General features: G+C 72.3%; 22 protein-coding genes. 14 read left to right on the top strand and 8 right to left on the bottom strand.

The window, feature by feature from the left end; all coding sequences use genetic code 11:
* Entirely contained in the window at positions 1-1008 is a 1008-nt protein-coding gene (locus K8Z49_RS20185; protein ID WP_412520271.1) for an LCP family protein, read from the top strand.
* A 62-nt stretch (positions 1009-1070) separates the two neighbouring features.
* Entirely contained in the window at positions 1071-1490 is a 420-nt protein-coding gene (locus K8Z49_RS20180; protein ID WP_021593251.1) for a CBS domain-containing protein, read from the top strand.
* A gap of 5 nt (positions 1491-1495) precedes the next feature.
* Here K8Z49_RS20180 and K8Z49_RS20175 read toward each other — a convergent pair whose 3' ends face one another.
* Entirely contained in the window at positions 1496-2653 is a 1158-nt protein-coding gene (locus K8Z49_RS20175; protein WP_412520269.1) for an aminotransferase class V-fold PLP-dependent enzyme, read from the bottom strand.
* Between the two features lie 134 nt (positions 2654-2787).
* Between K8Z49_RS20175 and K8Z49_RS20170 the strand changes: the two genes are divergently transcribed.
* A complete protein-coding gene (locus K8Z49_RS20170; protein WP_412520267.1) occupies positions 2788-4668 on the top strand; it encodes an ABC transporter ATP-binding protein in 1881 nt (626 codons plus the stop codon).
* A gap of 41 nt (positions 4669-4709) precedes the next feature.
* Here the strand turns inward: K8Z49_RS20170 and K8Z49_RS20165 are convergent, their stop codons facing one another.
* The 3 genes from K8Z49_RS20165 to K8Z49_RS20155 are packed head-to-tail and all read right to left on the bottom strand — an operon-like array spanning position 4710 to position 5814.
* Positions 4710-5150, bottom strand: coding sequence for an SRPBCC family protein (locus tag K8Z49_RS20165; RefSeq protein ID WP_021593248.1), 441 nt, complete (start codon positions 5148-5150; stop codon positions 4710-4712).
* Positions 5147-5458 carry an ArsR/SmtB family transcription factor gene (locus K8Z49_RS20160; RefSeq protein ID WP_111830184.1) on the bottom strand — a complete coding sequence of 104 codons (312 nt, stop codon included), beginning with the start codon at positions 5456-5458 and terminating at the stop codon, positions 5147-5149. Before K8Z49_RS20160 ends, K8Z49_RS20165 begins: the two co-directional genes overlap by 4 nt.
* Positions 5455-5814, bottom strand: a complete 360-nt coding sequence (locus K8Z49_RS20155) for a VOC family protein (protein ID WP_111830183.1) — start codon at positions 5812-5814, stop codon at positions 5455-5457. The genes K8Z49_RS20160 and K8Z49_RS20155 overlap by 4 nt, the downstream gene beginning before the upstream one ends.
* A gap of 98 nt (positions 5815-5912) precedes the next feature.
* On the opposite strand from K8Z49_RS20155, the gene K8Z49_RS20150 reads away from it, so the two are divergent.
* Positions 5913-6833, top strand: coding sequence for an NADP-dependent oxidoreductase (locus tag K8Z49_RS20150; protein WP_021593245.1), 921 nt, complete (start codon positions 5913-5915; stop codon positions 6831-6833).
* On the opposite strand, the gene K8Z49_RS20145 is transcribed toward K8Z49_RS20150, so the two are convergent.
* From K8Z49_RS20145 to K8Z49_RS20130, 4 genes are all read right to left on the bottom strand, one after another.
* Entirely contained in the window at positions 6823-7632 is an 810-nt protein-coding gene (locus K8Z49_RS20145; protein WP_021593244.1) for a hypothetical protein, read from the bottom strand. The two genes, K8Z49_RS20150 and K8Z49_RS20145, sit on opposite strands and share 11 nt — an antisense overlap.
* A 150-nt stretch (positions 7633-7782) precedes the next feature.
* On the bottom strand, positions 7783-12666 hold the full coding sequence (locus tag K8Z49_RS20140) for a DNA repair ATPase (RefSeq protein ID WP_412520263.1): 4884 nt from the start codon (positions 12664-12666) through the stop codon (positions 7783-7785).
* Between the two features lie 135 nt (positions 12667-12801).
* On the bottom strand, positions 12802-14820 hold the full coding sequence (locus K8Z49_RS20135; RefSeq protein ID WP_024935517.1) for a hypothetical protein: 2019 nt from the start codon (positions 14818-14820) through the stop codon (positions 12802-12804).
* A gap of 91 nt (positions 14821-14911) precedes the next feature.
* Entirely contained in the window at positions 14912-15562 is a 651-nt protein-coding gene (locus tag K8Z49_RS20130; protein WP_412520261.1) for a hypothetical protein, read from the bottom strand.
* 495 nt (positions 15563-16057) lie between these two features.
* Between K8Z49_RS20130 and K8Z49_RS20125 the strand changes: the two genes are divergently transcribed.
* From K8Z49_RS20125 to K8Z49_RS20080, 10 genes are all read left to right on the top strand, one after another.
* On the top strand, positions 16058-17062 hold the full coding sequence (locus K8Z49_RS20125; RefSeq protein WP_021593240.1) for a sulfotransferase family protein: 1005 nt from the start codon (positions 16058-16060) through the stop codon (positions 17060-17062).
* A gap of 465 nt (positions 17063-17527) precedes the next feature.
* Positions 17528-17785 (top strand): acyl carrier protein, encoded by a 258-nt coding sequence (locus tag K8Z49_RS20120; protein WP_021593239.1) that lies wholly within the window; start codon positions 17528-17530, stop codon positions 17783-17785.
* A complete protein-coding gene (locus K8Z49_RS20115) occupies positions 17785-18417 on the top strand; it encodes an SGNH/GDSL hydrolase family protein (protein WP_075020815.1) in 633 nt (210 codons plus the stop codon). Before K8Z49_RS20120 ends, K8Z49_RS20115 begins: the two co-directional genes overlap by 1 nt.
* 77 nt (positions 18418-18494) lie before the next feature.
* Entirely contained in the window at positions 18495-19286 is a 792-nt protein-coding gene (locus K8Z49_RS20110; RefSeq protein ID WP_021593237.1) for an SGNH/GDSL hydrolase family protein, read from the top strand.
* Between the two features lie 31 nt (positions 19287-19317).
* A complete protein-coding gene (locus K8Z49_RS20105) occupies positions 19318-19791 on the top strand; it encodes a nuclear transport factor 2 family protein (RefSeq protein WP_021593236.1) in 474 nt (157 codons plus the stop codon).
* A gap of 90 nt (positions 19792-19881) precedes the next feature.
* Positions 19882-21624 carry an acyl-CoA dehydrogenase family protein gene (locus K8Z49_RS20100; protein ID WP_220126527.1) on the top strand — a complete coding sequence of 581 codons (1743 nt, stop codon included), beginning with the start codon at positions 19882-19884 and terminating at the stop codon, positions 21622-21624.
* Positions 21625-21630: 6 nt separating this feature from the next.
* On the top strand, positions 21631-23415 hold the full coding sequence (locus tag K8Z49_RS20095) for a fatty acyl-AMP ligase (RefSeq protein WP_075020816.1): 1785 nt from the start codon (positions 21631-21633) through the stop codon (positions 23413-23415).
* A 129-nt stretch (positions 23416-23544) separates the two neighbouring features.
* Complete coding sequence (locus tag K8Z49_RS20090; RefSeq protein WP_021593233.1) at positions 23545-24126, top strand: PadR family transcriptional regulator; 582 nt, start codon at positions 23545-23547, stop codon at positions 24124-24126.
* Positions 24127-24267: 141 nt separating this feature from the next.
* On the top strand, positions 24268-24765 hold the full coding sequence (locus K8Z49_RS20085; protein WP_021593232.1) for an ATP-binding protein: 498 nt from the start codon (positions 24268-24270) through the stop codon (positions 24763-24765).
* A 41-nt stretch (positions 24766-24806) separates the two neighbouring features.
* Entirely contained in the window at positions 24807-25172 is a 366-nt protein-coding gene (locus tag K8Z49_RS20080) for a hypothetical protein (RefSeq protein ID WP_412520256.1), read from the top strand.
* Positions 25173-25174: the final 2 nt, after the last annotated feature.

The following is a 25174-nucleotide window of genomic DNA, read 5'->3' as shown; positions in this document are numbered from 1 at the left end:
GTGGACGACCTGGAACTGATCCGTGATCTCGGCCGGGAGCTGGAGCACGAGCCGCCGCCGACGCTCGCCCGGCAGCGCACCCGGCTGCTGGACGGTGCCCGGCGGAGGCGCCGGGTCCTCGGACGGTGGACGCTCCTCGGCGTGGTGGCGGCGGTGACGGCGGCGGCCATCGTCGTCCCGGCGCTGGTCGTCCACGGCCGGGACGCCCGCCCGGTGGCGCCCGGCACGACCGCGCCGACGGCGGCGCCGGGCCGGGCGATGAACGTGCTGCTGCTGGGGTCGGACGAGCGCGGCGACAGCTACTCGGCGCGTTCGGACACCATGATGCTCCTGCACGTCCCGGCCGACAGGAAGGACGTCCGGGCGGTGAGCATCCCCCGCGACTTGCTCGTCGTGCTCCCCGCGTGCAAGACGTCCGAGGGAAAGGTGATCCCCTCCCGCAGAGGCCTGATCAACTCGGCGTTCCCGGTGGGCGGCGTCTCCTGCGCGGTGAAGACGGTGGAGTCGCTGACCGGTGTCCGGATCGACCAGACCGTGGTGGTCGGGTTCACCGGGTTCGTCCGGATGGTGGAGGCACTCGGCGGCGTCCGGATGACGGTGCCGCGGCCGGGCGTCGACCCGAGGTCGGGGCTGCGACTGCGCCCGGGGGAGCAGCGGCTGGACGGGAAGGAGGCGCTCATCTACGTCCGCAGCCGGATCGGGTACGGGGACGGCTCCGACCTGGCGCGGATCGAGCGGCAGCAGGCGTTCATGGCGGCGTTCGCGCGGGAGGTCAAGGAGCTGCGGGGCGATCCGCTGCGGTTCGGCAAGTTCCTAGCGGTGCTCGCGGCCTCGGTCGAGACGGTGCCGCGGCTGGGCGCCGGGGACCTGGTGACCCTCGCCCGCGGCTTCGGGGCGGGCGCCTCGATCCGCTTCGCGACCGTTCCCGTCCGCCCGGCGCGCGCGGATCCGAACCGCCTGGCCTGGGACGAGGACGGGGCGGCGCGGGTGTTCGCCCCGTTCAAATGAGTGACCCGGGGCGTCTCGGGTAGGGCCCGCGGTACCCACCAGCGAGGCGCAAGGAGTGCACGATGGCCACGAAGGTCCGCGACATCATGACCGGCTCGCCCACCTCGGTGAGCCCGGAACTCGACCTCGTGACGGTGGCGCGGGCGATGCGCGACGAGGACATCGGGGCCGTCCTGGTGGCCGACGGCGACCACCTAAAGGGCGTCGTCACGGACCGGGACCTGGTGATCCGCGGCCTCGCGGCGGGGGGCGACCCGGCGGCGGTGAAGATCGGCGGCATCGCCAGCAGCGTGACCGCCACCGTCGGGCCCGACGACTCGCTGGAGCGGGCCGCGCAGATCATGCGCGAGCGCGCGGTCCGGCGGCTCCCCGTCATCGAGGACGGCCGTCCCGTCGGCATCGTCTCCATCGGCGACCTGGCGATGGAGAAGGACTCGGGTTCGGCGCTCGCCGACATCAGCGCGGCCCGCCCCAACGTCTGAGCCTCCTACGGCAGGGCGGACAGGAGCTGCTCCAGTTCGCCCTCGGTGTTGTAGTAGTGCACGGACGCTCGCACGGCCGCTTGTGCGGCGTTCGGGTCGTATCCGTGCGTGTTGGGGTTGGTGACGTTGACGTTGACGCCGCGCGCCTTGGCCGCGGCCTGGATGGCGGCGGGGTCGTGGCCGTCGACGGTGAACGTGACGATGCCGGACGGCCGTGCCCCCTTGTCGAGGACGGTGACACCGGGACGCGCGGCCAAACGCTCACGTAGCCCGGCGGCCAGGTTCAGGACGCGCTCCTGGATCTGGGGCATCCCCAGGTCCGCCGCGTAGTCGGCGGCGACTCCCAGTCCGATCTGCCCGGCGACGTAGCGTTCCCACGTCTCGAAGCGCTGCGCGTCGTCGCGCATCTCGAACCCGTCCGGCGCCTTCCAGGTGGCGGCCTGGAGGTCGAGGAACGGCGGCACCAGGGTCCGCAGGATGTCGCGCCGGACGTAGAGGAAGCCCGTTCCGCGTGGGCCCCGCAGGAACTTGCGACCCGTCGCCGACAGCATGTCGCAGCCGATCTCGGTGACGTCCACGGTGAGCTGGCCGACCGACTGGCAGGCGTCCAGGAGGTACAGGACGCCGTGCTCGCGGCACAGCCGCCCGACCTCGGCCGCCGGGTTGACGAGGCCGTTGTGCGTCGGGACGTGGTTGAGCGACACCAGCCGGACGTTGCCCTTGGCCAGTTCCGCCTCCAGCGCGTCGAGGGAGAGCGTGCCGTCGGACTCGTCCGGGACGACCTCCACCCGGGCGCCCGTGGCCGCCGCCACCTGCTGGTAGGCGATCGCGTTGCTGGAGTACTCGCTCGTCGTGGTCAGGATGCGGTCGCCGTCCGCGAAGGGGATCGAGTAGAACGCCAGGTCCCACGCGCGCGTGGCGTTCTCCACGTAGGCGATCTCGTCCGGCCGCGCGCCCAGGAGCCGGGCGACCGCGCCGTAGAACCGGTCGATGGCGGCCTGGTTCTGGTCGGCGGCCTCGTACGCCCCGATCGTCGACTCCTGGGCGAAATGCCCGGCGACGGCGTCGATGACGGGACGCGGCGGCAGCGCGGCGCCGGCGTTGTTGAGGTGGGCCACCTTCGCGCAGCCGGGGGTGTCTGTCCTGATCTCGTCGATGTCCACAAGCGACCCTTCGCTGAAATGTCGTACCCCCGGGAGAGAGTGTCTCCCGGCGGCACCACGACGGCGCGATTTGACCTCAACCAATCTTGAGGTCGCATGCTCGTCTTCCAGGCTAACGATGATCAGGGGTCCCCATGGACATGGAAGTCACGGCGTGGATGTCGCTGCATCACGCCATGAACGCGCAGGACGGCCGGCCGTTCTCCAAGGCGACGTTGCGGCGCATCGGCCGCTTCGCCCGCCCGCACCGGCGGCAACTCGCCGCGTTCCTCTTTCTCAGCGTGGTGATGGCGGTCATCGCGGTCGCGACCCCCGTCCTCGCCGGATGGGTCGTCAACGCGATCGTCGACCACGCCGCGACGTCCACCGTGGTGGGGCTCGCCGTGCTGATCGCTGTGCTGGCGCTCGCCGAGGGCGGGCTCGGGCTGGCCAACCGGTGGCTGTCCGCCCGTATCGGCGAGGGGCTGATCCTCGACCTGCGCACCGCCGTGTTCGACCACGTCCAGCGCATGCCGGTCGCGTTCTTCACCCGGACCCGCACCGGCGCCCTGGTCAGCCGCCTCAACAACGACGTGATCGGTGCCCAGCGCGCGTTCAGCGACACCCTGTCCGGTGTCGTCAGCAACCTGGTGACCGTGCTGCTCACCTTCGCGGTGATGGTCCGGATCTCCTGGCAGATCACCCTGCTCGCGCTGGTCCTGCTGCCCGTCTTCGTGCTCCCGGCCCGCCGCATGGGCTCCCGCCTGGCGCGGCTCGAACGGGAGGCCGCCGCGCACGACGCCGCGATGAGCACGCAGATGACCGAGCGCTTCTCCGCGCCGGGGGCGACGCTGGTGAAGCTGTTCGGGCGCCCGTCGAGGGAGTCCGCCGAGTTCGCCGCCCGCGCCCGCCGCGTCCGCGACATCGGGGTCCGCACCGCGATGGTGCAGCACGTCTTCATCACCGCGCTCACCATGGTGTCGGCGCTGGCCCTCGCGCTCGTCTACGGTCTCGGCGGCTACCTGTCCCTGCGCGGCCACCTCGACGCCGGCGCCGTCGTCGCCCTCGCCCTCCTGCTCACCCGCCTCTACGCGCCGCTGACCGCCCTCGCCAGCTCCCGCGTCGAGGTGATGAGCGCGCTCGTCAGCTTCGATCGGGTCTTCGAGGTCCTCGACCTGAAGCCGCTCGTCGCCGAGCGCCCCGACCCGCGCGGCGTCCCGGAAGGCCCGGTCGCCGTCGAGTTCGAGAACGTCCGGTTCGCCTACCCGTCGGCCGACAAGGTCTCCCTCGCCTCGCTCGAAGAGGTCGCCACCCTCGACACCCGCGGCGGCGTGGACGTCCTGCACGACGTGACGTTCCGCGCCGAGCCAGGCCAGACGGTCGCGCTGGTCGGCTCGTCCGGCGCGGGCAAGTCGACGATCGCGCAGATGCTGCCGCGCCTCTACGACGTCGACTCCGGCACCGTCCGGCTGGGCGGCGTGGACGTCCGCGACCTGTCCTTCCAGTCCATCCGCGACACGCTCGGCATGGTCACGCAGGACGGCCACCTGTTCCACGAGTCGATCCGCGAGAACCTCCTGCTGGCCCGCCCCGAGGCGACCGACGAGGAGCTCTGGGACGTGCTGCGCCGCGCCCGCCTCGACACCCTCATCGAGGGCCTGCCGGACGGCCTCGACACGATCGTCGGCGAGCGCGGCTACCGCCTCTCCGGCGGCGAGCGCCAGCGCCTCACCATCGCCCGCCTCCTGCTGGCCCGGCAGCGCGTGGTGATCCTGGACGAGGCCACCGCCCACCTCGACTCCACCTCCGAGGCCGCCGTCCAGGAGGCACTGGCCGAGGCCCTGGACGGCCGTACCGCGGTGGTCATCGCCCACCGGCTCTCCACCGTCCGCGCCGCCGACCTCATCCTCGTCGTCGAGGACGGCCGCATCGTCGAACGGGGGACCCACGACGAGCTGCTGGCCGCCGAAGGCCGCTACGCCGACCTCTACCGGACCCAGTTCGCCTCCGAGCCCCCGCTGGAGACCGTCGCCTGATCCGGGCGGTCAGGTGAGGGCGGTCAAGCGAGGGCGGACGGTCAGGTGAGGGTGGACAGGGTCGTGCGGAGGGAGCGGAGCACGTCGGAGCGCCAGCCGCTGCCCATGCCCCGGAAGGCGTAGGCGTTGACCGGGTCGTCCAGGTCGAAGCCGGCGTGCTCGATGAAGAGGCGGGTGCCGTGCCCTTCCGGGGCCAGCCGCCAGGTGACCGTGGTGTCCAGGCCGCCGCCGTGCCAGCTGATGCGGAGCAGGCGGTGCTCCTCGACGGCGAGGACCTCGCAGGCGATCCTCCCGTCGAAGCCGACGCTGGGGATGGGCTTGGCGGCGAAGGTGAAGCGGTGCCCGACGACAGGCTCGAAGTCGTTCGGCATCAGCCAGCGTGCGAGCAGGCCGGGCTCGCTGAGGGCGCGCCAGACCTTCTCGGGCGGGTGGGGCAGGAACTCGTCCACCTCGATGGAGGCGCGTTCGCGGGCGGGTGTCACAGGTCCTCCTCGCCCAGCAGGTCGCGCAGGCCGGCGAGCCTCTCCCGCCAGAACCGCTCGTACGGGGTGAGCCACTCCGACAGCTCGCGCAGGGGGGCGGGCTCCAGGCTGTAGACGCGCCGGCGGCCGTGGCGCCGCTCGGTGACCAGGCCCGCGTCCCGCAGCACCCGGAGATGCTCGGACACGCTCGGGCGGCTCATCGTGAAGTGCGCGGCCAGGTCGTTCACGGGGCGGGGGCCGGAGAGCAGCAGCGACGTCAGCTCCCGCCGGACGGGGCTGGCCAGCGCGGCGAAGACGTCCCCGGTCACCGGGCGGCCAGCACGATGCCGTTGCCGTCGGGGTCGGTGAGCGTGGCCTGGCGGCCCCACGGCAGGTCCTGCGGGCCGTCGACGTCCACGCCGGCGCTGCGCAGCCGCGCGCAGTCCGAGTCGAGGTCGGACGTCTCCAGGATCAGCCCCTGGACGCTGCCCGCCGGCACGCCGGGCAGGTGGTTCGCGAGGACGACGGTCGTGTCCGCGCCCTCGGGGGCGAGCTGCAGCCAGCGGATCGGGCCGGCGGCCTGGTCGGCGACCACCTCGAAGCCGAGCGTGCCCGCGTAGAAGTCCTTGGCCGCGTCCTGGTCGGAGACGGGGACGGTCAGCGACCGCACATGGGTGATGTTCATGGCGACGAGAATAGGTAGGCGATCTCCTACCTGTCAAACGTAGGCATTCTCCTACGTGTTCGGGTTTAGGGGGCGCGGCGGGTGGCAGGCTGTGGGGCATGCGCGCCGTCACCTACGACTCGTTCGCCTCCGACAACTCCCGGCTGAGGGTCGGGGACGTCCCCGACCCCAAGGTCGGCCCCGGCCAGGTGCTGATCGAGGTCCGCGCGGCCGGGGTCAACCCGGTCGACTGGAAGGTCATGGCGGGCGGCCTCGACGGGATGCTGGACACGGTCTTCCCGGTCATCCCCGGCTGGGACGTCGCGGGCGTGGTGCGGGCCCTCGGCCCCGACGTGCCGGAGTTCGCCCCGGGCGACGAGGTGATGTCCTACGCGCGCAAGGACGTGGTCGGCGCCGGGACGTTCGCGCAGTACGTCGCCGTCGCGGCCGACCATGTGGCGCACAAGCCCGCCTCGCTCGATTGGAACCGGGCCGGGGGCCTCCCGCTGGCCGGGATGACCGCGCAGCGCGCCCTCGACCGGCTCGGGGTCGGTCCGGGCGAGATCCTGCTCGTCCACGCGGCGTCCGGGGGCGTCGGGAGCTTCGCCGTGCAGATCGGACGGGACCGCGGCGCCCGCGTCATCGGCACCGCGTCCGAGAAGAACCATGACTACCTGCGCGAACTCGGCGCCGAGCCGGTCGACTACGGGGACGGCCTGGCCGAGCGGGTCCGGGAGCTGGCGCCCGGCGGGGTGTCCGCGGTCGCCGACTTCGTGGGCGGCCAGCTGGAGGTGACCCTCGCGGTCCTGGCGGCGGGCGGGCGGCACGTCTCGGTCGCCGACGACACCGTCGGGGAGCACGGCGGTCACTGGATCTGGGTCCGTCCGAGCGGCGCGAAGCTCGCCCAGCTCGCGGCGCTGGCCGACCGGGGCGCCCTCGGCGTCGAGGTGGCCGGCGCGTTCCCACTGGAGGGGACCGCCGCCGCCTTCGACGCGAGCCGCTCCGGCCACACCCGCGGGAAGCTCGTCGTCACGCCGTGATCGTCTGGCGCGCGAGCCCGGCCCGCGCCGCCTTCTCCCGGCGTTCGGCCCCGGCCTGCTGCCGCGCCTTCTCGTGGACGGACCAGTTCTCCGGCTGCATGCACATCAGCTCACCCGTGTCCGGGACGAGGATGGCCCCGCCGAACGGCTCGTCCCCGGCGAACCACACCCCGCCGGCGATCTCCCTCGGCCACCGGTCCGAGAACAGCGGCTCCCGCGCCGCCATCCGCGGGGCACCCTCCGTCCCCAGGGTCAGCGAGCGCCGTCCCCGGCTCCGGAGGTTGGACTTCTGCACGGGGGAGCGGAACTCGAAGTCGTACACCTTCAGCACGCGGGCGCACTTCCTCATCCACAGGATCTGGTCGAGAAAGAACCGCGTGCCCTGCCCGAGCGTCACGATCCCCACGCCGATGAGCGGATAGGCGACCGCGGCCTTCAGCACGAGCGGGACGGCCGCCAGCGCCGCGCCCGCCACGACGATCAGCAGGTAGCGCCGGGTCAGGACCGCGTAGTGGTGCCTCACCGGCCCCTCGCGGTCGGTGCCGTCCGTCGCGTACGGGACGGCCCGCCCGAACGGCCGGTGCAGGTACAGGTGGAGCGTGATGATCACGACGGTGACGAGGCCGAGGAGCCCGGGGATCGCGAACCAGAAGAAGACGTCGCTGAGGAGCGTGAGCACCAGGCCGTAGGAGAACGCGAAGCCGACCGCGAGCAGCGCCGCCCGCCGTAGCCGGTCGCGCCCGCCGCCGTCCCGCGCCCCGCCGCCGGTCGTGTCAGGGGCAACCGAGGGCTCCGGCATGCCGCACCTTCCCGTTCGTCCGCGATGTCCGAGGTGATCGTGGTCGTCCAAGGTAGGGGCGACGGGCCCCGGATGACCACCCCTGGCCACCGGTCCGCTGCGTTCGGCGACGTCCGGCCGGGGGCGCGCCCCCGGCCGGTTCGCCGGACCTCACCGGCCGGTGCGCAGGGCCGTCTCGATGGCGGCGAGCTTGTCGGCCAGGTGGAGGAGGGCGCCCACCGACGGGTCGTCCTCATGGGCGGCCAGCGTCTGCGAGCGCCGGAAGGCGGACTTGATCTCCGTCCAGCGGGCCTCCTCGGACGGGGTCAGCCGGCCGCGGAGCTCGGCGAGCTTGAGCAGGTTGGCCTCGGCGTCGGACGTGAGGGTCTGCGATTCGGCCCGGTAGTGGTCGTCGATGGCCGATTCCAGTTCCGCCTCGTTCATCACCGGGAGAATGCGCTCGGCGAGCTTGTTCATGTCGCGGTAGGAGCCCTGGAGCCGGAATGCGGGTTCGGTACGGGACGCGTTGTCCTGGGCGGCGGAGGCCATGTAGGCGCGGTTGACGGTGAGGACCACCCGCTGGACGTGCCGGAGCTTTCCGAGAACGGCGAGGATCTCTTCCAGTTCGGCCTGGGAGTAAGGGTGGGAGAGGCGGTCGGGGCGGACGGTGTCGTCGCCCGACGCGAGCCGCACCAGCAGTTCCACATCGGCGGGGTCATGGGCGGTGAGGGGCGCCAGCACGGGGTTCGACGTGAGCGCGTTCTCTATATAGCTCAGCGCGAACAGGTCCTCCTTGCCGGAGAGGACGTCGCCCAGGTTCCACACGTCGGCGCGGTTGGCGAGCATGTCGGGAATGCGGAAGCGGCCGCCGGACTCGGTGTAGGGGTTTCCGGCCATGCAGACCGCGAAGCGCTTGCCGCGCAGGTCGTGGGTCCCTCCCGCCCCTTCGACGCGGCGCTGGGCGTCGCAGAGGGGGATGAACTTCTGCAGGAGTTCGGGTGACGTGTGCTGGATGTCGTCCAGATAGAGCAGGACGTTGTCGCCCATCTCCAGAGCGAAGTTGATTTTCTCGACTTCGCGGGCCGCGGCGGCGTTGGGCGCCTGGGCCGGGTCGAGGGACGTGACGCCGTTTCCGAGCGCGGGCCCGTCCACTTTCACCAGCGCCAGGCCGAGGCGGTCGGCGACGTATTCCATGAGGGTCGTCTTGCCGTAACCCGGCGGGGAGATGAGCAGGAGCAGCCCCATCCGGTCGGTGCGCTTGGTGTCCCCGGTGGTGCCGAGTTGCTTGGCCAGATTGTCGCCGATGAGCGGCAGGTAGACCTCGTCGATGAGGCGGTTGCGGACGAACGCGCTCATCGCCCGCGGCTTGAGGTCGGCCAGGCCGAGCCTTTTCTCCTCGGTCGCGATGAGGTCGTTCCGCCGCTTCTGGTAGGCGCGGAATTCCGGGACCCGCCCGGTGCGGAAACGGTGCGTCCGGGCGAGCAGCTCGTCCAGCCGGAGGGCGATGCTCTGGTCGGTGATGCGGGGGTGGTCGCCGAGCAGGCCGTCGACGGTGGCGGTCAGGGCGGCGGGGGAGTCGTAGCCGGCGGACGCGCAGAGCAGCGCCGCCACGGCCTCGGGGACGTCCGCCGGGTCGCCCCCGGACGTCGCCAGGAACGCGGTGAGCCACGCCTCCGCGAGCTGGTGCCGGGCGGCGAGGCTCCCGGCCGCGCGGAGGTCGTCGTCGAGCGGGCCGTCGCCGACCGCGTCGGCGAGGCCCTTCAGCAGGGTGCGGGCCCCCTGGCTCGTCACGAAGCCGTCCGGCGCGCAGGCCAGTTCCTCGATCAGGTACTCGGCGGCCAGGGGTCCGGGCGCGGGCAGGCCGTGCTGCCCGGCGAACCCGGTGACGGACGAGGCGAGCTCCGCGGCGAGGTCCGTGAGGGCGCCGGCGCCCCCGAAGACGTCGCGGGCGCGGACGAGGGAGCGGGCGCGGGCCGTCCAGGCCGCGCGCTCCGCCTCGTCCGGGCCGTGGGTCCAGAACAGCCGGGCCGAGGCGCGGGCGTCGCCCGGGTAGCGCAGCAGGCCGGCCTCGGTGCGGAGGCGCAGCAGCGCCTCCAGGATGCGGGCCGCGTCGTGGTCGTGGACGCCGCGCTCGTAGCCCTCGTCATAGCGGTCGGCCGCCGCGTCCCGGACGACGGCGAGCAGCCGCCCGCCGACCGCGGCCCGGTTCAGCTCGCCGAGGGACGAGGACGCGAGGACCGACGTGGCGAGGTACTCGGCCCGGTAGGTGTCCCGGGTCTCCGAGACGAGCGACTGGTTCCACAGGTGGCGGGTCGCGGCGAAGCCCTCGTCGCGAACGGGCGCGCGGTAGCCGGTGCCGGTGACCGCGAACGCCATGCCGTCGCCGTGCGGGACGAGGGTCAGCTCGATCGGGCGGGTGTTGACCGCGAAGCGGTGCCGCCCGAGCAGGATCGTCCCGCCGCCGTCGCCGTACAGGTCGAGGCGGTCGCGCAGCGCGCGGCCGGCCTCCTGCCGGGCCGCCTTGACGCGCCCTTCCAGCTCCTCGGCCCGGACGTCGTCGCCGAGCTCGCGCAGCTCGGCGGCGATCGCGCGCAGCCGGACCACCATGGCGTCGGTCGCGAAGTAGGCGCCGACCTCGTCGGGGGACGCGAGCGCGCCGGCGCGGCGGCGCACCCCGGACAGGATGCGCTCGGCCGACGCGGCGAGCCGGTCGGTGCGGCGGGCGCGCTCGTCCAGCAGCGTCTGCTTCCGGGACGAGAACGCCTCGTAGATCTCGGTGCGCTTCGTCTCCAGCTCGGCGAGGAACTCCTCCGGCTCGGCGAACCTGGCCTGCAGCGTCTCCAGGCGCAGGAGGAGGCGGCCGAGCCGCTCGTCGCACGCCTCGGGCGTGCCGGCGGTGCCGAGCGCGGCGGCGATGGACTGGTCGAGCAGGCCGAGCTCCGCGGCGAACTCCGCGCGTCCCTCGCGTCCGAGCAGGTCGCGGCGCCGGGCGCCGAGGACGGCGCGGGCCCGGTTGAGGGCGGCGAGCACCTCGCCGACGTGCTCCAGGATCGCGGTCCTGGCGGTCGCGTCGGTGACGTCGAGGTCCCCGACGACCTCGGTGACGACCTCCAGCCCCGCGTTCTGCGCGTCGAGGAGGTCGGCGAGGGGAGCGGCGTCGGCGGCCGTCTCGATGGCGTGCGCCGCCTCGGTGATCCGCTCCACCTCGGCGTGGTAGGAGGTGAACGCGTCCTCTCCCTGAAGGAACTCGACGGCCCCCTGGCCCGCGGTGCGAAGCCCCTCCTGGACGGTCTCGGTGAGGTCGCCGATCCGGACGAGGTCGGCGTGGCGGAGGTCGCGCAGCGTCTCCAGGCGGCCCTGGAGGCGGCGGAACCCGGCGAGCCGGGAGATCCAGCCCTCCGCGGCCGACGGCGCCTCGGCATCCGCCGCGCGGATCAGCGCGGCGATGTCGCCGGCCGCCTCGGAGACCGCGGCGGCCGCCTGCTCGGTGAGCGCGCGGACCTTCTCGTACTCCTCCAGCACCTGCCCGGCGGCCGTGCGGACGTCCGCCAGCGGCGCGGCGGCGTCGCCGAGGTCGTCGTCGGCGAGCCAGTGGTGGAGGTCCCGCACCCGCGTGCACGCCGAGATCAGCGCCTCGAACACCGGGGCGGACGGCGACATCTCGTCCACCATCCGGACGATCGTCAGGCACTCGGCGATGCCCCGGACGAGGTCGGCGTTCCCGACGCGCTCCAGCGGTCCGGTGCCGACGGGCTGCGCGGCGGCGTGCGCGTCCGAGACGTACGGGGTGGCCCAGAGCTGCAGCGGGTGGACGCGGGCCGGCTCGTCCGACAGCGCCCGCATCGCGATGAGCGTCCCGTCCTCGGCCAGCGCGTACCCGTGGCAGGTGATCGGCGTCGTGACCCGCTTGCGGATCACGTTGTACGGCAGCAGCAGCGACCGGCCGTCCTCTCGCGAGTGGAAGACGTAGAGCACGTCCTCGCCGTTGGGGGAGCGGACGACGCGCTCGTACTCCAGGCCCGTGACGTCGGTGTCGAACGTCTTGACCGCGCCGGTCTCCAGGAGGTAGCCGCCGGGGAAGACGATGCCGTGGTCGTCCGGCAGCCTCCGGCACGCCTGCTCGATCCCGTCGAGCCGCACGACCTCCTTGGTGCGGACGTTGAAGACGAGGTGCCGCCACGCCGTCTCGTTGTACGGGCGGATCCGCAGCAGGATCAGCGCCCCGACCCGCGCGTGCAGGACGTCGGCGTCCGCGAGGGACTGCAGCGGCTCGTCCACCGGCTCGGAGTACACCCCGGCGCCGCCGCCGGTGTCGTCCTCGACCTTGACGGTCAGTGCCCCGCCGGTCGTGCCGACGAACACCTCGCCCTCGATCGAGATGTGCGGGTGCCGGCCGGGGACGTGGTCGTCGCGCGTGGCCTCGACCCAGTCGACGTCGTGCGCCGGCGGGAACGCGTGGTCGCGCTCTCCCTGGTCGTCCTCGTAGACGACGCCGCCGTCCGGGGCCGTCCGCCACCGCAGGACCCGCAGGTCCGTCAGCCGCGGGCCGGTCTGGAACACCGCGAGCAGCCGGCCGTCGACCAGCCGCAGCTGGAGCAGCCGCGCCTGCCGGTAGTACCGGTACATGCCGGCGAAGTCGCGCAGGAACTCCGGATCGTCCAGGAGCCCCGGCACCGCCTCCGGCCCGGCCGGGACGAGCGCGACGCCCTCCTCGCCCCGGGTGAGGCGGTGCAGCGAGAAGACGTCCTCGACCGCGGTCTCCGGCGTCGGCCCGAGAAGGGCGTTGCCGCCGAACAGCAGGACGTCGCCGAGCGCGACCACGTCCCTCGGCACGCAGTCGTGCGCCGTCCGGATCCGCTCGGTGCCCGCCAGCCGCAGCTCGGTGCCCCCGAAGACCTCCAGCCGCCGCGCGTTCAGCGCGTCCGCCCGCCGTCCCAGCTCCGCCGCGTGCTCGGCGAGCCGGGCGCGCAGCACCTCGTAGGTTCCGTGGTCCAGTTCCGCCCCGGTTCCGGTGGCCTCCTCGACGCCCTCGGTCACCCCGTCGCTCCCGTCCATGTCGGTTGCCGATCCTGTCTCCGCCGCGGCAGCCCCGTCCCGTGGACGCCGCCGTCTCGGGCATGGCGGGTCCGCGGGGCGGCGAGCCGTCGGGCCGGCGGCCCCCGGCACCGGCGGCTCGCCGCAGTACTGTGATCAGTTGGCGGTCAGTGTGGTTCCGTTGACTTCGCTCAGCGGCGCCTCGGCGATGCCGAGCCGCCGGGCGGTGTCCAGCAGGTCCTGGAAGCCGGCGCTCTCCGGACCGCCCGACTTGATCAGGCGCAGCAGCAGCGCCGACAGGGTCAGGTCGCGGACGCCGCCGGTGCCGACCGAGCCCAGCAGGCGGGACAGGTCGCCGGGCAGGCTCGACGAGCCGTCCAGCCAGGGACCGGCGACCGACTGCGCGACATCGGAGTTCTGCACGAAGCCGTCGACGCTCTTGCCCAGCGCGATCGAGCCGACGAGCTTGTCGAAGAAGACCGAGTCGCCGCCGACGATGTTGATGTCGGCCTGCTCCAGCCCGGTGGCGAGGACGGTGGCCTGCGCCTCCGCGACCTTGCGCTGCACCTCGATGCCGGCCAGCCGGACGTCCTTCTCGGCCTCCAGCCGCAGCCGGTACTCCTCGTGCTCGCGGGACGCCTCGTCCAGCGCGGCCATCGCGCCGGCCTTCTCCGACAGGCCCTCCGCCTCGGCCCGCAGGTTGTCGCGGATGCGCGCGGCCTCGACCAGCGCCTTCTCCTGGGCGACGGCGGCCTCGGCGCGGCCGACCTTCTCGATCGCCTCGGCGTCGCGCTCGCGGACCTGGACCTCGGCCAGCCCGCTCGCGGCGGCCTCCGCGCGCAGCCCCTCGGCCAGCCGGATCTTGGCCTGCGCGTCCATCTCGGCGGCCTCCTGGCGCGCCTTGGCCATCGTCAGCTCCTCGCGGGCGCGGTGCTCGGCGGCGGCCTCGGCCGCCTCGGCGGCCTTGATGTCCTTGACCAGGTTCTCCTGCGCCTCGGCCTCCGCGTGGATGATCACCGACTGGCGGGCCCGCTCGGCCTCCTCGACCGTGCGCAGCCGCTTGATGCCCTCCTCCTGCTCGGCGACGGTCCGCTCCACCGCGATCCGCTCCCGGACGACGTTCGCGATCTCGCGCTTCTCCGCCTCGACCTCCTTGTCGGCCGCGATGCGGGTCAGCTCCGTCTCGCGCTCGCGGGCGATGACCTCCAGGACGCGGTCCTTCTCGATCCGCTCGCTCTCGATCGCGAGGACGCGCTCCTTGTTCTTCGCGGCGACCGACACCTCGCGGTCCTTGTTCTCGTGCTGGACGCCGAGCTGCTCGTCGGTGCGGATGTGCGCGAGCTGCGCCCGCAGCCGCTCCTCGGCCTTGACCCGCTCGATCTCCGCCGTCTCGCGGGCGCGGACGGTCTCGACCTCGCGCTCCTGCCGCAGCTCGGCGTCCGCCTGGCGGCGTTCGAGCTCCAGGATCGCCTCGCGCGCCTCGACGTTCTGGCGGGTGATCTCCTTCTCCTCGTTGCGGGCGTGCTCGTTGGTGCGGACGTGCTCGATCGCGGTCAGCTCGGTGATCTTCCGGATGCCCTGGGCGTCCAGGATGTTGGACCTGTCCAGGGAGAGCAGGGGCGTCTGCTCCAGGTAGTCGATCGCGGCGTCCTCAAGGCTGTAGCCGTTCAGGTCCGTGCCGATCACGCGGATGATGTGGTCGCGGAACTCGTTGCGGCGCGTGTAGAGGTCGGCGAAGTCGAGGTGCTTGCCGACGGTCTTCAGCGCCTCGGAGAACTTCGCCGCGAACAGCTCCTGCAGCGTCTCCTGGCTGCTGGCCCGCTCCGTGCCGATGGCCTGCGCGACCTTCACGACGTCCTCGACGGTCTTGTTGACGCGGACGAAGAACGTGATGCGGATGTCGGCGCGGATGTTGTCCTTGCAGATCAGGCCGTCCCGCCCGGTCCGCTCGATCTCTATCGTCTTGACCGAGATGTCCATCAACTCGGCGCGGTGCAGGACCGGCAGGACGATCGCACCGGTGAAGGTGACGTCGACCTTCTTGAGCTTGGAGATGATGAGCGCGCGGCCCTGGTCGACCTTGCGGAACAACCGGGTCACCATCAGCACGAGGCCGAGGGTGACGAGCAGCGCGAGAGCGAGGAGCACGCCGGCTCCTATCGTGATGGTGTCCATCGATATCCCTGTCTGCCGGGGGTGAGGTCGCGGGGGTCTGTGTCGCGGGGTGGGGCGCGGGGTCTTTACCGCGGGTGGGTGTCGCGGGGGCTCAGCGGAGGTCGGCGGCCGTGTCGTGCGGCATGACCCAGAAGAAGCGGCCCTCCGGATCGAAGTCGAAGATCAGCGCGATGCTGCCGGCGGTGAGCCCGAGGCCCTCCGCGGCGCCGGCCACGGGCACGTCCGCGGCGGGCTGCCGCACCTGGACGACGGCGGACGAGCCGTCGGCGGCGGTGACCTCGGCCTGGCCGAAGTCCGGGCCGACCCGGCCGGTGCGGATCACGCACGGCAGCCCGACGAAGTCGCGCAGCGACGCCTCGGCCCGGTGCTGGAAGACGCCGCGCAGCGGGCGGACGGCGAGCCGCGTCCCGGCCCAGCCCGCGGCCAGCGCGACGGGCAGGACGAGGACCCGCGCCGCGGCGCCCTCGAACAGCGCCGCCCCCGCGAGGCTGACGAACCACGCGAGCCCGATCAGCAGCGACAGCCCGACGGTGGCCGGGACGCCGCCGAGCCCGAGCAGCCCGCCGGCCGTGCCGTCCTCGGCGCCGGCGCCGGCCCCCGTGTCGGCATCGGCGCCGGCGCCGAGGAAGTCGAGGTCCAGGCCGCCGAGCAGGACGAGCGTCCAGTAGGCGGCCACGACGAGGAGTGAGAAGCTGAACAGCGCCGTCGGGAAACCGAACGCCGCATCGATGAATTCGCCCATGGGAGTGCACGCTTCCGGGTCGAGACGTCATGGATCGCGCCGGAGCGGCGGAACGCGGCCGGCCGGCGCCGAAGAGGCTTCGTCGATCGGAGCAGGTCGATCGACGAGGTCGATCGACGAAGGGAGACGTGCTCAGCTATCTGGGAAGTCGTGCGCCCAGGTCACGGATCGCAGGTGGTGAGGCCTGCGGCGGGACGGCACGGCACTGCGCGGTGCAGGGTGCGCGATGAGAAAGTGCCGGGGAATCATCAGCCCTCCTGGTCGCAGACATCTCCTGTCTCGCCGACCAGGCTTCCCGGCACACCGATCGTTACTTTAGCTTACTTCTCGGCTACAGGGAAGTCTTTTACTGTTCGATCGCCGGTCCCGGGCCGTTGACCTGGCCGTTCGCGAAGACGGCGGATGGCCTCTCCGGCGGGGCGCCGGGGCGGCCTTCAGCGTTCGTTGAGGTTTGCTGGAGGTTCGTCTCAGGGACCGCGGGTACGGTGCCGCGACATGACAACGGAGTCCTGCCGCCCCATCTTCGTCCTCGGATGCCCGCGATCGGGGACGACGCTGCTGCAGCAGATGCTGCACTCGCATCGGCGCATCGCGTTCCCGTCCGAGACGAGGTTCGTGCATACCGCGTACGAGGTGCGGCACGACTTCGGCGACCTGGAGCTGTCGGAGAACCGGCGCGCGCTGGCCGAGTGGATCGTGCACGGCAGGAACACCAAGTTCAGGGTCCTGGACCTGGACGCCGGCGACGCGATCGAGGAGATCGTGAACGCGCCGCCGACGCTCGGCTCCGCGATCGCGGCCGTCTTCCGCGCGTACGCGCGCAAGCACGGCAAGCCGCGCTGGGGGGACAAGCGACCGAGCTACTTCCGCCGGGTGTCGATGCTCCAGCGGATGTTCCCGGACGCGCAGTTCGTCCACCTCCTCCGGGACGGCCGGGACGCGGTCAGTTCGCTGACGCGGATGCCCTGGTTCGACGGCGACATCCACGCCGCGGCCCTGACCTGGCGGGAGGCGGTCGACACGGGCCGCCACCTGCGGGAGCGGCTCGGCCCGGACACCTTCTACGAGTTCCGCTACGAGGACCTCGTCGCGGAGCCCGAGGAGGCGCTGGTGAAGCTGTGCGCCTTCCTCGGCGAGGAGTACGACCCCGAGATGACCCGGGCGTACCGGCACGCCCGGCGGACGGTGCCCGCCTCGCGGAAGTGGCACCTGCACACGCACGAGGCCGTCAACACCCGCCAGGTCGGGGCCTGGCGCGAGCGCATGGAGGACTGGGAGGCCGACCTGGTCGAGCACGTCCTCGCCTCGCGGCTCGTCCAGAACGGCTACGAGCTGACCGGGGGAGCGCGTCCCCCCGCGGCGCAGCTCGCCAAGTTCCACCGGCTCGCGGCGCACCGCTGGCGGTCGCGGCACGCGCACGCCGCCCTGGAGCGGCTCGCGCAGGCCCGGGAGCCGAACCCGGTCGAGTCGCGGCTGAGCGGTCCCGTGTCCCCGGAGTGACCGGCTGAGGTCACGTCCGCCAGGGACAGGTGAATCTGTCTTCCGAGAAAGTCATCCCTGACTGCCCTGCGGCGGGCGGGTCTGGAAGGTTGTCCGAAATTCTCATGGAACGTGCCCACTTGTCGCCGGGCGGGACGGGCCGCGATGGCGAGCCTGCTGGGGAACGACGCAGGTAGCGTGCCCTCGCGAGTCCCCCGGGGGAGGACGGATCGGTGGGGCGGGCGGGAACCGAGATGCCGGCGGGCGTTCCGGCTGGGCCCATATCGGAACAGGCTACCAGCGAGTAACTTGTCGCCGTTTTTACCGGCCTGCTGACTGGGTTTACGGGTCGGAGACATGCCCGTGTCCGATCGTTCACATCCGGGTCGAGACACGCCCCCCATTTGGCTGTATGTTGCGTGTTGCTCGTCTTCCGATGACTATCGCGATTGATTCGATGATCCTCTTAACATAAGGAGGAGTGCGGTGACCCGATCGGAAACAATTTCCCACGACGAGCTGCAATCGTGGCTTCTTGACAGGATCGCCTTCTACCTGGACCGGCCCGCGGAGAACATCGATCCCGCGGTCGAACTGGCCCGCTACGGTGTCGACTCGGTCTACGCCATCAGCATCATCAGCGACATCGAGGACCATCTGCAGGTCGAGGTCGACGTGGCCGAGGCCAGGCGGCGGGAGACGGTGACCGACCTCACCGACTACCTGCTCGACCTCGTCGCGTGATGGGCGGCCGGCCCGCGGACGGCGCCGCCGGGCCCGCCATGGTGGTGCTCGGCGACAGCGTGGCCGAGGGCCAGGACGACCCGCACCCGGCCGGCGGCTGGCTCGGCTGGGCCGGGCGGCTGGCCCTTCACCTGGGGATTCCCCGGGAGGAGGTGCTCAACGTCTCCGACCCGGGCGCGAAGATCGACGATGTGGCGCGCGACCAGCTGCCCCTCGTCCGGGACCTGCGGCCGCGCCTGGTCGTGCTCGGCTGCGGGATGAACGACGCGCTGCGCGGCTTCGAGCCCGCGGACGCGGCCCGCCGGCTGGACGAGCTGTACGGCTGGGCCCGCGACCGCGGCGCGGTGATGCTGGCGATCCCGGTGCCGCGTCCCCCGCTGCTCGACATATCCCCGATCTCGCAGTTCCGCAAGAAACGGACCGTGCAGCGCATTCATGACTTCAATATGGAGCTGGCGCGCGTCGCGCGCGACTTCGGAATGACCTTTCCGGAACGGGAGACCGTGGCCCGGGTCGCCGACCCGGTGATGTGGAGTCCGGACGGAATCCACCTCAATCCGAGAGGTCACGCCTATGTCGCGGAGGTGATCGCGCACATCGCAAAAAGCCTGCTCAGCGAGCGGGTGATCTGAGTCTCGGGGGCCCCAACCTGCAGTCTGGGAAACAGATGAAAAGACCTTTCGCCGCTGTCCGCGTCTCCCGTTCGGCGATGCTGATCCCGCTCGCTCCCGTCCTGGTCGTCCAGGCATGGCGGACGGTGCGCCGGACGCCGCGGCTCGACCCGGCGGCGGGCGACGAGCACGGCCTCGCCGCCGGCCCGCGTCCCGGGAAGGGCCCGGAAGACGGGCGACCGGACTACCGGGTCGTCGTGCTCGGCGAGTCGACCGCCGTCGGCGTCGGCGCGTCGCTGCACGCCGAGGCGCTCCCCGGCTTCCTGGCGGAGGCGCTGCGGGACCGGCTGCGGCGCGGCGTGGCGTGGACGCTGTCCGGCGAGAACGGCGCCACCGCCCGCCGGATCACGACCGGGCTGGTGCCCGCGCCGGACGGTTCCGCGGCGGACCTCGTGGTCGTCACCACGGGCATCAACGACCTGATCCGGCGGCGGCCGCTGCGCCGCTGGACGGCGGACATGACCGAGCTCATCGCCGCGCTGCGCGACCGCTACCCGGGCGCGCGGCTGCTCGTCGCGGGCATGCCGCCGGTGCACCGGTTCCCCGCCCTGCCGCGGCCGCTGCGGTCCGTCCTCGGCGCGCGGGCGCGGGCGATGGACCTGATCACGAGCGAGGCGGCCGCCGTGGGCGGCGCGGTCCACGTCCCCATGGACGAGGCGATGGCGCGCGACCGGCGGCTCTTCGCGGCCGACGGCTTCCACCCGTCGGCCGCCGGGTACCGGGCGTGGGCGCAGGATCTCGCCCGCGCCGCCGTGCCCGCTCCCGAGCCCGGCCTCCCCGCACCGCACACGCCCCCCGCCGGCGCCGTCCCGCCCCGGACGGTGAACTGACCGGCTCAGGCAAGCGAAGGGAGCAGCCCGGATGACGGTCCCCGGAACGTTCCGAACGGCGGTGGAGGCCAAGGATCTCGCCGCGATCACCGGTGCGCTCGATCCCGGCATCGAGTTCCACAGCCCGGTGATGGTGAAGCCCTATCTCGGCCGCGACGCCGTCGCCGCGCTGCTCGGGGTGCTGCTGGAGGTCTTCGAGGACTTCCGTTACACCGACGAGCTGGTGCGGCCGGCGAACGGCACCGGCCCGCCCGCGCAGGCGCTGATCTTCAGCGCCCGGGTGATGGGCAAGGCCGTGCAGGGGCTCGATCTGATCAGGTTCGGCGACACCGGCCTCGTCACCGGCCTGACCGTCATGGTCCGCCCGCTTCCGGCGGCGATGACGCTCGCCCGGGTGGTCGGGAAGCGCATGGAAGACGTGCAGGACGCCGGCGGCGTGGCGGACGCCGGCGGCGCGGGGGCCGCAGGGGAAACGGGGGGCCCGTCCGGTACCGCGCAGGTTTAGGGAGCGACCCAGACAAAGGGAGTCGAAGGAAAGATGGACAGTAAGGTTCCCGTACACCCCGCACCGCCAGGCACGGCGTCCCACCGGGCCGTGCCCCGTCAGAAACTGTCCCTTGAGACGCTGTCGCCGGCGCACCGGATCGCCGCCGACCTGGACGGCTTCCTCGGCGACCCCATGGACGACGAGGCCGGGCCGTTCTCCTACAAGGCGATCGTGGAGGCGGAGGAGCGCGACGAGATCCCGCCGGGCGCGGTCGACGCCGTCCGGGCCTGGGGTTTCCCGAAGTACCTGGTGCCCGCGCCGCTCGGCGGGCGGCTGACGACGCTTGAGGAGCTGTTCTTCGTCACCCGGGGCATCTCGCGCCGCAGCGTGACCGTGGCGGTGATGTACGGGTCGGGGCTGCTGGCCGTGAACCCGGTGTGGCTGTGGGGCGACGCCTGGCAGCGCAAGACGGTCGCGGACGGTGTGCTGTGCGGTGACCTGGCCTGTTTCGGCGTCTCGGAGGCGGATCACGGCAGCGACGTGATGGCCTCGGAGTCGGAGGCGGAGATCCGGGACGGCGAGCTGGTGCTGACCGGGGTGAAGTGGCCGGTGGGCAACGCCACGCGCGGCCGGTTCGTCACCACCTATGCCAAGACGGGACCGCGCGACTTCTCGCTCATCCTGGTCGACAAGCGGGAGATCGACCCGGCCTCCTGGTCGACGCTGCCGCCGGTGCGGACGGTGGGGCTGCGCGGCCACGACCTCAGCGGGGTCGCGTTCTCCGGGGCGCGGCTGCCGGCCGAGCGGGTGATCGGGCGGCGCGGGTCCGGGCTCGTGCAGACGCTGAAGACCCTGCAGATCACCCGTACGGCGATCGCGGCGCTGTCGGTCGGGACGATGGACGCGGTCGTGCGCATCGGCATGGAGTACGCGCGGCAGCGCACCCTCTACGGCTCGGACATCTACAAGATCCCCGTCATCCGCGACCACCTGGTCAAGGCGCATCTGGACCTGCTGATCGCCGAGTGCGTGGCGATCCCGGTGGCGCGCTGCCTGACGGTCGCGCCGGGGCGGCTCAGCCTGTGGTCGTCGATCGTGAAGTACTTCGTCCCGGTCATGGGGGAGGAGGTCGTGGCCAGCATCGGGACCGTCCTCGCGGCGCGCGGCTACCTGCGCGAGGGCGTGGCGCACGGGGTGTTCCAGAAGCTCCAGCGCGACCATGCGATCGCGAGCATCTTCGAGGGCACCACGCACGTCAACCTGGCCAACGTCGCCGGGCAGCTGCCGTACCTGATCGAGCCGCTGCAGGAGACGGGCCGCGAGGACGAGCTGCTCGCCGACCTGTTCTGCTGGACGCGGACCCCGCCCGCGTGGGAGCCGGACGGCCGGCTGCTCCAGCTCACCAACGAGGGGCGCGACGAGGTCGGCCAGCGGTTCGAGCAGATCGCCGAGGAGGTGCTGTCCGAGGCGAACGCGCACGCGGCGCCCGGTGTCGCGGCGGAGCTGAAGGACCTGCTGTCGGGCATCGGCGGCCTGCGCGCCAAGGTGGACCACGGCATCCGCGCGAACGAGGGCGACTCCTCGTCGGTGGCGGCGCTGGCGCGGGCGAAGCGGTACTGCGAGCTGCACGCGATGGTCTCGTGCATGCTGACGTGGCTGCACAACCGGCAGGCCTTCGGCGGCCCGTTCGCCGAGGGGGAGTGGCTCGTCCTGTGCCTGCAGCGGCTGCTCCAGCGCGCGCAGCCCGACACCGTCCTGTCGGAGGACTTCCTCCCGTCGCTGGAGGCCGCGATGTTCCACGCCGGCGAGCGGGGCTGGTTCTCCCTGCTGTCGCTGGCCGAGGACGAGTGAGGCCTCATGCCGCCCTACCAGGACTTCGTGTCGCTGGCCCGGGAGAACATCCGGGCGCACGGCGACGACCGGTCGTTCACCTTCATCAGCGAGGAACCGGGCCGCAAGTACAAGGAGAACGTGCTCGGCTTCGCCGAACTGGACCGCAAGGCCCGCGTCCTCGGCTGGCGCCTGGAAGCGCGGGGGCTGCGGGACCGGGCCGTCCTGCTGCTGTATCCGGAGGGCCTTGAGTTCCTGACGGCGTTCCTGGGGTGCCTGTACGCGCGGGTCATCGCCGTCCCGGCGCCGTTACCCGACCTGGACGCCGGCCGGTTCGGACGCACCCGCCGGATCATCGAGGACGCCGACATCGCGCTGATCCTCACCGACACCGCCCACAAGGGCACCCTCGACGCGTGGCTGTCGGCCGCGGGGCTGAAGGGACGCGTCCACTGCCTGGACACCCAGGCGGGCAAGGAGTCCGATCCGGGCGCCTGGACGCCGCGGGGCTTCGACTCCGACACGGTCGCGTTCCTGCAGTACACCTCGGGCTCGACCAGCGAGCCGAAGGGCGTGATGGTCACCCACGGGAACCTGCTGAGCAACGGCGAGGAGATCAAGCGCCGGATCGAGGGGAGCACCGACACGGTCGGCGTCGGCTGGGTGCCGCACTACCACGACATGGGGCTGGTCGGTCAGTTCCTCCAGCCGCTCTACCTCGGCTGCCGGTACGTGTTCACCTCGCCGATCGCGTTCATCAAGCGTCCCGTGCTGTGGCTGGAGCTGATCACCCGCTACCGGGGGACGATCACCGTCGCGCCGAACTTCGGGTACGAGCTGGCCCTGCGCCGGGTCACCGACCGGCAGCTGGAGGGCCTGGACCTGTCGTCGCTGCGGGTCGTGAAGAACGGCGCGGAGCCGGTCCGGGCCGCGACGCTGGACGCCATGGCCGAGCGGTTCGCCCCGGTCGGGTTCCGGCGCAGCATGTGGATGCCCTGTTATGGGATGGCCGAGACGACGCTGCTCGTCACCGCCGCGCCCCTGGGAAGCGGGCCGGTCGTCCGTGACTTCGACGCCGAGGCCCTCACCCGGGACGAGGCCGTCCCCCGCGACGGGCCGGAGGGCGCCAGGCGGCTCGTCAGCAGCGGGCGGCCGGTGAGCCTGGACGTCCGCGTCGTCGACCCGGAGACGTGCGCAGAGCGGCCGGAGGGGCGCGTGGGCGAGATCTGGGTCCGCGGCGGAAGCGTCGCCCACGGCTACTGGGGAAGCCCCGAGCAGAGCATGGCGACCTTCGGTGCGCGCACGGCCGGCGGCGAGGGCCCGTTCCTGCGGACCGGCGATCTCGGCTTCATCGCCGGCGGCGAGCTGTACGTGACCGGGCGGATCAAGGACCTGATCATCGTCAACGGCCGCAACATCCACGCGCACGACATCGAGGAGACGGCGCGGGCGGCGCATCCGGCCGCGCTGGTCGGCGCGGCGTTCGCGATCGACGGGGCCATCGACGCCGATGTCGGCGGGTCCGTGGACGGCAGCCGCGAGCAGGTCGTGATCGTCCAGGAGATCAGCACCCGGGCCGCCGCCGGCACGCCGCTGGACGAGCTGGCCTCGCTCATCAGGACCCGCGTCGCCCGGACGTTCGAGCTGCCCGCGGTCAGCGTCGTGCTGGCCGCGCGGGGCACCGTCCGGCACACCACGAGCGGCAAGATGCAGCGCCGCCTGACCCGCGCGGCCTTCCTCAAGGGGGAGATCACCGCGCTCGCCGGCGACCTCGAACCTGGCGTGGACGAGCTCCGCCGGGCACGCGCGTGACCGCCCGGCCGGGCGGTCCGAAGATCGTCAAAATCCGAACCAACCGATACTAGTCAAAATGATGACTAATCATGTCGTTGTCTGGTAACGTCGGGCATCACCCTGAGTCAAGGCGGGGAGAGAAGGCCGATGGCGCTACGTCACGCGGTGCTGGCGGCGCTGCTCGACGGCGAGTACAGCGGCTACCAGCTGGCCAAGATCTTCGATTTGTCGGTCTCCAACTTCTGGCACGCCGTACCGCAGCAGCTCTACTCGGAGCTGTCGAGGTTGGAGACGGAAGGTCTGATCAGCGGGCGGCAGATCATCCAGCACGACCGTCCCAACAAGCGCGTGTACACCGTCACCGAGGCCGGCGTCGCCGAGCTCGAGCGGTTCGCCACCACCCCCGCCAAGCCGGGCATCATCCGCGAGAACCTGCTCGTCATGGTGCAGGCCGTGGATCACATCTCCGCGGACTCCGTCATCGCGCAGCTGGAGGACCGGGCGGTGGCCTCCGCCGCCAAGATCGAGGTCTTCGAGCGCACCCTGAAGCACCTGCGCGGCGACCTGGACGAGGAGACGTTCCTGCGCACCGGGTCCCCACTCGGCCCCTACCTCACCTGCCTGCGCGGACGCCGGTTCGAGCAGGAGAACTACGAGTGGTTCACCAGTACCGCCCGGCTGCTTCGCGCGCGGGCGGACGCCCAAGCCGAGGAGGGCGGACCGTCATGACCGGCCCGCGCCCCTCGAACACCGTGCCGCCGTCCGCCCGAACGGCGGCGGCACCTGCACCATCCCCCCACGCCCAACGCGGCCTCGCATCCCGGCCGGGCCGCACCCGGGCGACACGCCTTAGTCAAGGAGGCGTTCATCATGTCGGGCGAACACCACACCATCGAACTCCCTAGCACCCTGGCCACCACCACACCACCGCACGACCTCCGGGCGATGGAGGAACCCGTCCCGATCCTGCTGGGCGAGCTGACGCTGCCCGCCGAACGGGAGTCGGTTCCCCGGGCGCGCCGCTTCAGCCGGTCCGTCACCACCGCGTCCGGCATCGGGCACGTCGCCGACGACGCCGAGGTCCTCGTGTCGGAGCTCGTCACCAACGCGGTCCGGCACGCGCCGATCCCCGGCGCCGCGCTCTGCCTGCGGCTGCTGCGCGCAGGCGCCCGGCTCCGGATCGAGGTGCACGACCAGAGCGCCGCCGTCCCCCGGACCCGGCAGGTCGACCTCATGGAGGAGACGGGCCGCGGCTGGTTCCTCGTCGCGGTCATGGCCGACCGGCACGGCACCGACCACACGCCGTCCGGCAAGTCGGTCTGGTGCGAGGTGCTGGCCTGGCCGCGGGACGACCACCCCGGTCACTGAGCACCTTCCCTCGCATTCCCGGTACGGCGATGGGATGTGCCATGCCCAGTGATCTCCACAGGTCCCCCGAGTACTACCGGTCGGACGGACTGCGCGCCACGGCGGAGGAGGCCCAGCGGCTCCTGCTCGACGTGCGCGGACGCCTGGTCGCCCAGGACGTCATCCGCGTCGGCGCCGTCGTCGTGGTCGTCTCGACCTGGTTCACCGTGATCGACCTCGGACTCGCGGCGAACGGAAGGCCATTGCTATGGCAGACGATCGTGTCCGACCACGCGATGCACGCGGACATCGGGCAGTACACCACGCGGGAGCGGGCCGTGCGCGGGCACGCGCAGGCCGTCGAGATGATCTCGGGCCGGCTGCGCGGCCTGGTCGCCCGCGCGTCCCTGGACGAGGCTCGCCCCTGACC

This window comes from Actinomadura madurae, from assembly GCF_047130825.1.
Lineage (GTDB): Bacteria > Actinomycetota > Actinomycetes > Streptosporangiales > Streptosporangiaceae > Spirillospora > Spirillospora madurae.
This window is presented reverse-complemented; position numbering and strand designations above follow the sequence as displayed.

Excerpts from the sequence above, each read along its gene's own strand:
- K8Z49_RS20150 (WP_021593245.1), top strand. The coding sequence starts at position 5,913 with ATGCGCGCCGTCACCTACGACTCGTTCGCCTCCGACAACTCCCGGCTG.
- K8Z49_RS20155 (WP_111830183.1), bottom strand. The coding sequence starts at position 5,814 with ATGAACATCACCCATGTGCGGTCGCTGACCGTCCCCGTCTCCGACCAG.
- K8Z49_RS20180 (WP_021593251.1), top strand. The coding sequence starts at position 1,071 with ATGGCCACGAAGGTCCGCGACATCATGACCGGCTCGCCCACCTCGGTG.
- K8Z49_RS20145 (WP_021593244.1), bottom strand. The coding sequence starts at position 7,632 with ATGCCGGAGCCCTCGGTTGCCCCTGACACGACCGGCGGCGGGGCGCGG.
- K8Z49_RS20090 (WP_021593233.1), top strand. The coding sequence starts at position 23,545 with ATGGCGCTACGTCACGCGGTGCTGGCGGCGCTGCTCGACGGCGAGTAC.
- K8Z49_RS20080 (WP_412520256.1), top strand. The coding sequence starts at position 24,807 with ATGCCCAGTGATCTCCACAGGTCCCCCGAGTACTACCGGTCGGACGGA.
- K8Z49_RS20105 (WP_021593236.1), top strand. The coding sequence starts at position 19,318 with ATGACGGTCCCCGGAACGTTCCGAACGGCGGTGGAGGCCAAGGATCTC.
- K8Z49_RS20115 (WP_075020815.1), top strand. The coding sequence starts at position 17,785 with ATGGGCGGCCGGCCCGCGGACGGCGCCGCCGGGCCCGCCATGGTGGTG.
- K8Z49_RS20125 (WP_021593240.1), top strand. The coding sequence starts at position 16,058 with ATGACAACGGAGTCCTGCCGCCCCATCTTCGTCCTCGGATGCCCGCGA.
- K8Z49_RS20095 (WP_075020816.1), top strand. The coding sequence starts at position 21,631 with ATGCCGCCCTACCAGGACTTCGTGTCGCTGGCCCGGGAGAACATCCGG.
- K8Z49_RS20135 (WP_024935517.1), bottom strand. The coding sequence starts at position 14,820 with ATGGACACCATCACGATAGGAGCCGGCGTGCTCCTCGCTCTCGCGCTG.
- K8Z49_RS20140 (WP_412520263.1), bottom strand. The coding sequence starts at position 12,666 with ATGGACGGGAGCGACGGGGTGACCGAGGGCGTCGAGGAGGCCACCGGA.
- K8Z49_RS20170 (WP_412520267.1), top strand. The coding sequence starts at position 2,788 with ATGGACATGGAAGTCACGGCGTGGATGTCGCTGCATCACGCCATGAAC.
- K8Z49_RS20130 (WP_412520261.1), bottom strand. The coding sequence starts at position 15,562 with ATGGGCGAATTCATCGATGCGGCGTTCGGTTTCCCGACGGCGCTGTTC.
- K8Z49_RS20085 (WP_021593232.1), top strand. The coding sequence starts at position 24,268 with ATGTCGGGCGAACACCACACCATCGAACTCCCTAGCACCCTGGCCACC.
- K8Z49_RS20110 (WP_021593237.1), top strand. The coding sequence starts at position 18,495 with ATGCTGATCCCGCTCGCTCCCGTCCTGGTCGTCCAGGCATGGCGGACG.